At 35.3% G+C, this 6,960-nt stretch carries 6 protein-coding genes; 3 read left to right on the top strand and 3 right to left on the bottom strand.

Annotated features, from left to right (window positions below):
- Window positions 1-264 precede the first annotated feature (264 nt).
- The 3 genes from tyrS (at window position 265) to AA81_RS00020 (ending at window position 4,006) form a co-directional block, all read left to right on the top strand.
- Window positions 265-1,458 (top strand): tyrosine--tRNA ligase, encoded by a 1,194-nt coding sequence (gene tyrS, locus AA81_RS00030; RefSeq protein ID WP_103897840.1) that lies wholly within the window; start codon window positions 265-267, stop codon window positions 1,456-1,458.
- Window positions 1,459-1,557: 99 nt separating this feature from the next.
- Window positions 1,558-2,514 (top strand): S-layer homology domain-containing protein, encoded by a 957-nt coding sequence (locus AA81_RS00025; RefSeq protein WP_103897839.1) that lies wholly within the window; start codon window positions 1,558-1,560, stop codon window positions 2,512-2,514.
- Window positions 2,515-2,617: 103 nt separating this feature from the next.
- Window positions 2,618-4,006, top strand: coding sequence for a hypothetical protein (locus tag AA81_RS00020; RefSeq protein WP_103078309.1), 1,389 nt, complete (start codon window positions 2,618-2,620; stop codon window positions 4,004-4,006).
- Window positions 4,007-4,066: 60 nt separating this feature from the next.
- Here the strand turns inward: AA81_RS00020 and murA are convergent, their stop codons facing one another.
- The 3 genes from murA to AA81_RS00005 form a co-directional block, all read right to left on the bottom strand.
- The gene (murA, locus tag AA81_RS00015; protein WP_103078308.1) at window positions 4,067-5,359 is read right to left on the bottom strand and encodes a UDP-N-acetylglucosamine 1-carboxyvinyltransferase; all 1,293 of its coding nucleotides are present in this window, start codon (window positions 5,357-5,359) and stop codon (window positions 4,067-4,069) included.
- A 33-nt stretch (window positions 5,360-5,392) separates the two neighbouring features.
- On the bottom strand, window positions 5,393-6,205 hold the full coding sequence (locus tag AA81_RS00010; protein WP_146026620.1) for a hypothetical protein: 813 nt from the start codon (window positions 6,203-6,205) through the stop codon (window positions 5,393-5,395).
- Window positions 6,156-6,960, bottom strand: an 805-nt coding sequence (locus AA81_RS00005; RefSeq protein ID WP_103897838.1) for a Cof-type HAD-IIB family hydrolase, incomplete at its 5' end; no start/stop codon positions are given. The genes AA81_RS00010 and AA81_RS00005, both read right to left, overlap by 50 nt.

The following is a 6,960-nucleotide window of genomic DNA, read 5'->3' as shown; positions in this document are numbered from 1 at the left end:
TTATTAAATTTATGGGTTTTCTAGGTGTCTTGTTTATAATTATTCATATCATTTTAGCCTTATGCGTAATTTACTTTTCACTGCAAAGAATGCAGAAAAATATTGAAATAGGTGGGTGCATTTGGTGCAGGAGGTTCAGCTACCAATTTTGGACGAGAGAAAGGGTTAGATAAAACCTCCAAAATTGCTTTAACTTTTGGTATACTTTTCATGATCAACTGTTTTTTGGTAACCTGGATAATAGCTTAAAGGAGGACCTAATATTTGAGCCCTGAAGACCAACTTAAAATCGTACAAGAAAATTCTGTCGATTTTATTACACCAGAAGATTTTTTGAACAAAATAAGAAAAAAAGGCCAATTAAAAGTTAAATTAGGGGTAGATCCTTCAAGGCCAGATCTTCATTTAGGACATGCAGTTGTTTTAAGAAAGTTAAAACAATTTCAAGAGTTGGGTCATATAGTTTACTTAATAATAGGGGATTTCACGGCAAGAATAGGTGACCCTTCGGGAAGATCAAAAACTAGACCTCTACTTTCTGAAGATGAAGTCCAAGAAAATTCGAAGACATACGTTGAACAAGCTTTTAGAATACTCCAGGCTGATCAAACTGTGGTAAAATTTAACAGTGAATGGCTCTCTAAATTGTCTTTTGCTGATGTAATTAACTTATCGTCAAGATACACAGTTGCAAGGATTCTTGAAAGAGACGATTTCAATAAAAGGTTAAAGGAAAATCAGCCTATAAGTATATCTGAATTTTTATATCCTTTAGCCCAGGCGTATGATTCTATTGTTATTGAAGCTGATGTGGAACTTGGAGGAACAGACCAACTTTTCAATCTTTTAGTGGGAAGAAAGCTCCAAGAAGAGTTTGGCCAATCACCACAAGTAGTGCTTACTATGCCATTGATTGAGGGCACAGATGGATACTTAAAGATGAGTAAAAGTTATGACAACTATATAGCTTTTAACGATTCTCCACAAGATATTTTTGGTAAAGTTATGTCCATTCCTGATCATCTAATTATTAAGTATATGAAATATTTAACAGATATTCCAAAAGATAAAATAAAAGATAGGGAGAAGCAAATCAAAAGTGGAGAAGTGAACCCTAGAGATATTAAAATGGTTTTAGCAGAAGAAATTGTTACTTTGTTATATAATAAAGATGAGGCAGAAAAAGCCAAACAAAACTTTGTCTCAATCTTCCAAAAAAGAGAAATGCCTGGCGATTTGCCAGAGATTCAAATTAAAAGTGGAGAAACGATTTTAGATATAGTTTCAAAGACCAAAGTTTACGATAGCAACAGTGAAATAAAGAGGGCTATAATGCAAGGGGCTATTAGAATCAACGACGAAAAAATAAAGGATTTCAAAGATATCGTTGATTGTGATGATGGAGCTATATTAAGAGTTGGAAAAAAGAGTTATTTTAAAATAAAAAAGATTAAATAGATTTTGCAAAATTTCTTTAAATATAGTATAATATAGTGACGAATTTTTGAAAGAAGTAGTTTTTTACCAAATCAAAATCATAAAAGGGGGTAAGGAAGAATGAAGAAAACGCTTGCTTTTTTTGTAGTAATGGTATTTGTGGTTTCTGCCTTTTCACTCGGCTTCACTGACGTAGGAGAAGATCATTGGGCGTATGATTACGTTATGAAGCTGGTGGAAAAAGGTGTAATTCCTGTAGACGAGCCAACATTTAGAGGTTACGAACCTTTAACAAGGGCGGATGCAGCGGTTTGGATGTCCAGGTTGGTAACTTACCTAGAGAATTCTCCTGAAATTGCAAAGACGAGCGATTTAGCCTATTTGGAAGCCAAAGTAGGAGACCTCTCGAAGAAAGTAAATAACGTTGAAAGTCAGTTTAATTCATTGAATGAGCAGTTGCAAGCGGATGATCTTTTATCCGATTTGCAGGCGACATATCAAGATGTTAAAAAGACAGCCTACAGAGCCAAAAACATAGGAGATGCTTTAGAGACTGATCTGTTGGCAGTTAGTAGGGATGTATCCGGTTTAAAGGCAACAGTTAGTCAGTTAGAGGCAACTGTAGAAGAAACAAAGAATTTAGCTGAACAAAATCAAATGTTTGTCAAAGCATTACCTACACTTTCACAAAAAGTGGCTTCAAATCAAGAACAAATAGTCTCACTCGAAGAATTCAAAACAAGTATGGCAAAGCAACATTTGAATCTCAAATACGATACTTACGACAAGATTGACGAATTAACCAACAGGGCATCTACAAACGAAGAACAAATTGCATCTTTGTCTCAAGATTTAGCGGATGTAAAGACTATAGCTGAGCAAAATCAGATGTTTGTTAAGGCTTTACCAGATCTTTCAAAAAAGGCTGCTTCTAACGAAGCAAAGATAACAGAGTTAAGTCAACAAGTTGAAGCGCAAAACGCAGAAATAGCAAAAGCACAAGATAAAACAATGTTATGGTTAGTAGCTGGTTTAGGAGTTATTTTAGGTGCGGTTGGCATCTTCATGCCTCAATAAATGCTAAGAAATGTTTGATTTGTATTGACAAGTAGTGTGGATGTTTGCTATAATAGTAAGGATTTTTTAAAAAATTAAATCAAAAGTAGAAGGGGGTTTTTGTATGAAAAAAGTTTTATTGTCTTTGTTGGTAGTTTTTGCTTCACTGGCGCTTTTTGCAGTAGAGCCAGCATTTGATGTTAGTGGAACTGCAGGTTTTGAATTCAAGATGGATGAAGGTGGATTGGATATCGAATCGGTGTTGGACGCGGATCTCAGTATCGATGTTAGTTTTACTACAACTCTTCCGGCAACTTTAACAGCAGGTTTTACATTTTCACCTGTGACTGTTACTACTGAATCTACAGAAGTTACAACAACAGCGGGTGCAACAGATACAGATGTTTTAACAAGTGTTGTTGTTGAGCCTGGATTAAGTTTAAACTACGTTCAATATGAACAAGAAGCATGGTTGTTAAGATTCGAACCAAATGCTATAGCTTTAAGTAACTACACTTTGAGTGGTTACACTGATGCTGTGGGTTCTTTAAAACTCGGTTTGACAGATTATGGAGTTAATGTAGTATTAGCAGATAGGTTAGCTGGAGAAGTTACCGAGCATGCTACAGGAGACTTCGCTCTTCCCCAAGACTGGATTTTAGGTGCTAGTTACGATCTGGATGTAAGTGGAGTAAAGGGGCTTGTTGCTGGTGCTTTCAAATTTGAAGATGCTACCAACAACAGAGTTACCGTTGAAGGAGAAGTTACAGAAGTGCCAGTCCCGGGAAGTTTAAGTGCTGATGTAGCTTTTGGTATGTTGAATTTTGAAGATTCTGGCACTGCTTCATCTGTTACGGCATATAGGGTATATGCAGCTTATAAATACCCGTATGAAATGGAAGACATAACAGTTACACCTCACGTTGGGTTAACATGGCAGAATAACTTAAAGAAAGTTTATGAAGAAGAATCTAGTAACGATTTGATGGTAATATATTATGGTGATGACTCCGCGTGGGCTGACACACAAGAAGTAACAGCAGGAGTAGATCTAAGCTATCTTGCAACACCAATAACAGTGGATCTAACTGATACATTAGCAATAGATTTATCAGAAGTGTCATCACCTGTATTTGCTTTAGATCTTACTGCGGCCGTTGATTACGCTATTTCCGATCTAAGTTCGGCAGGAGTAGAAGTTCCAGTTGAAGTTGCTGATTTAACAGACTTCGCAAGTACATTATCTATTACACCTCATGGATATTTAACCTATGGTGTGGCTGAAGTTCCTGTTACTTTAGGCGCCGATGTTTACTATTTCTTTGAAGATGGAGAACAGGCAGAAAATGCAATAGCATATATGGCTAACGTTTCTTATGCTTTCAATGACTACATGTCTGCAGGAGCTCACGTTGGTAATGAAACTTTGGACGTTTATGGTAATGTAAACGGAGCAGATACCTTAGCAGACTTACATTGGTACCTATATCTCAAAGCTGAATTTGAATTCTAAGAAGACTGATAAACCAAAAAGCTGGCTTTTTAAAGCCAGCTTTTTTAAAACTAAAAAGTATTATTTTTCGTAAATTAAGTCTATTCCAACTTTTTCTAATTTTTCGTTTATGTTTTCGTATCCTCTAAAGATATGATCTACATTTGAGATAATTGTTTCTCCTTCTGCAACGAGTCCTGCTATAAGCAAGGCTGCGGCGGCTCTTAGATCGGTAGCCTCTACAGGTGCTCCAGATAGCATGCTTACTCCTTCTATAATTGCTGTATTGTCTTCTACCCTGATCTTTGCTCCCATTCTGTTCAATTCATCAATATGGTAAAATCTGCTTTTAAAAACAGTTTCGGTTATTGTAGATCTCCCTGGAACCAAAGATAAAAAGGTTGTGATCTGAGGCTGCAAATCTGTTGGAAATCCCGGAAAAGGGGCTGTCTCCATGCTGATACTGTTCAATGTATTGAGAAGAGCTTCTGTCACTTTTACTTCTCTTTTTTTCTCATCGTAATCTACCGGGCTTCCTATATTTTCAAATACAGAGAATAAACTATTTAGATGTTCAGCAGATACATTTTTAATGGTTAGTTTTTCGCCTATAAGTTTACCTAGTATGATATAGGTACCAGCTTCAATTCTGTCAGGGATTATCGTGTATTTTACACCCGATAATTTTTTTACTCCTTCAATTTTCAATATGGAGGTCCCGCCACCTGTTATCTTAGCTCCCATTTTGTTTAAAAAGTTTACTAGATCCGTTACTTCTGGCTCTATAGCACAATTAGTGATAGTCGTTTTTACACCTTCTAACAAACTAGCGGTAGTCAAGACGTGTTCTGTGGCTCCAACACTTGGAAATGGTAAGGATATATTTATTAAGTTGTTGGGATTGTTCAATTTACTGGTTACGAAACCGTGTTCAATTGTACTTTCAATACCCAACTTCTTTAAACCCTCTAAATGAAAGTCCACAGGCCTTGCACCGATAGAACATCCGCCTGGAAGGGCAACTTTAGCATAACCATTTCTAAGGGTTAATGGGCCGTAAACGTTGAAAGAAGCCCTCATTTTTCTTACGGGTTCATATGGAATCTCAGAATTGATATTACCTGAACTTTTGATTATGAGTTGATCATCGAAACGTTCTATTACTTTCCCTGCACTTTCTAGTATTTCAATCATAGTTCTAACGTCGGCTAAATCTGGGACATTCCTTAACTCAATGTCATCCTCAGTGAGTAAAGATGCTCCCATAATTGGTAGCACAGCGTTTTTTGATCCAGAAACGGTTAAAGTGCCTTTTGCCTTTTGAGGTCCTTTTACAATCATTTTTCCAGATGTATCTAAACCAATACTTTTCAATTTTAGCCCCCCTAAGAAATAATGAAAGAATGTTCACCAATTTTTATTTCCGGTAGGTTGTAATTCACCAGAAAAAACCTTCCTTGCACTTTCTTCGACAGATTTAGAAAAATACGTTACTGATTTTAAATCTGTAGTGTTTATTTTTCTATATAATAAGTTTTCTCCTTCATCACGCCATCCCGTTAGTATAATGCTATTGTTAAAAATTTCCTGAATTGTTTCTTCAAGAGTACCTTTCCCGTAATTCCACGGAAGTAAAAATAGATTATTTTTCTGAAGGTAAAGATTATTACCATCAAAAAACAGATCCACATTTTTTATTTGATCTGAATAAGTGTAAAATGATCCACTCTTATGAAGTAAAGATTGCGTTGCGTTTCTATCGTCTTTAGATGTAACAATGATTACGGGGGTAACACCACTTGTTTCTAATCCTCTTATCATTCTGTAAAGGATTTCAGATATCAAATAAGGTGAATTTCCAATATACTTTAAAGGATCATCCGCATCTTCTTCCAAAATCATTAAATTACCAAACACAACAAAATCAATTCCCAAATTTTTAAGGTGATAACCTAATTCTCTCGAAAAATCCTGAATTAGAGAAAAGTTTCTAACTGATCCTAACGCAAGATAACAAAGTTCGGGATCTATCTCATTTAAATTCAACAAATACCCCACTACGTAATTTGGGTTTAATTCGGCATTTTCAATATCTTTTAACGTATGAAAAAATTTTCCAACTATATGATTATCCTCTTGTATTATATCGTATATACTTCCAAAAGTAAAGCTAAATATTAACATTGTCGAGATCGTCAGCCAGTATCTTTTCAATGGCATATGCCACACCGTCCTCATCGTTGCTTGGTATCAAATAATTTGCTACTTTTTTTACATCTTCTTTAGCATTTCCCATGGCAAAACTGTTTTTTGTTAATTCAAGCATGTCTATATCGTTTTCGGAATCACCAAAAACGTATAGAGTGTTGGGATCTAAGTTGTACATTTTTGAAATTATCTTCAAGCTATTTCCTTTGGAGACATCATAAGGAATAAAATCCAAATAAGTATCCCAAGATTTCATGAGGTTAAACTCTCCTTGAAACTCTTTTTCCGCCAATTTTTTAACTAGGTTTATTTTATCAGGCTCTCCAATTGCTAATATTTTTAATGTTGGGTGAGATGAATTTTCTATTTCAGATATTAAGTCATCTACTAGCACATAATCAACAAATGAATGTTTAGAGTAATCTCTAATCTCTTTATCGTCTATTTCTGAAATAAGTTTATCGTTTATATAGATATGTCTGTGGATCTTAAGGTCTCTAAGGAATTTTATACACTTGACAGCACTTTCCTTTGAAACACCTTTTTCAAAAAATACTTTTCCATTGTGGTTGACTATATATCCCCCGTTGTAGGAGGAAATAATCACGTTCCCTTTCAAAAAAGGTAGAAAGTTTTCAACAACGTACATAGTCGATGCATACATTCTTCCACTTGCTATTACAATAAGATGGCCTTCTTCTTTTAGTTTTTTTAAAGCTTGATATGTTTTTGGTGAAATTCTTACTCCAGAATTTAAAAGAGTACCA

The organism is Petrotoga halophila DSM 16923 (genome assembly GCF_002924615.1).
This window is presented reverse-complemented; position numbering and strand designations above follow the sequence as displayed.

What these genes read in the sequence shown, in the direction of transcription:
- AA81_RS00020 (WP_103078309.1), top strand. Translation starts at nt 2,618, where the DNA reads ATGAAAAAAGTTTTATTGTCTTTGTTGGTAGTTTTTGCTTCACTGGCG.
- AA81_RS00025 (WP_103897839.1), top strand. Translation starts at nt 1,558, where the DNA reads ATGAAGAAAACGCTTGCTTTTTTTGTAGTAATGGTATTTGTGGTTTCT.
- AA81_RS00010 (WP_146026620.1), bottom strand. Translation starts at nt 6,205, where the DNA reads ATGCCATTGAAAAGATACTGGCTGACGATCTCGACAATGTTAATATTT.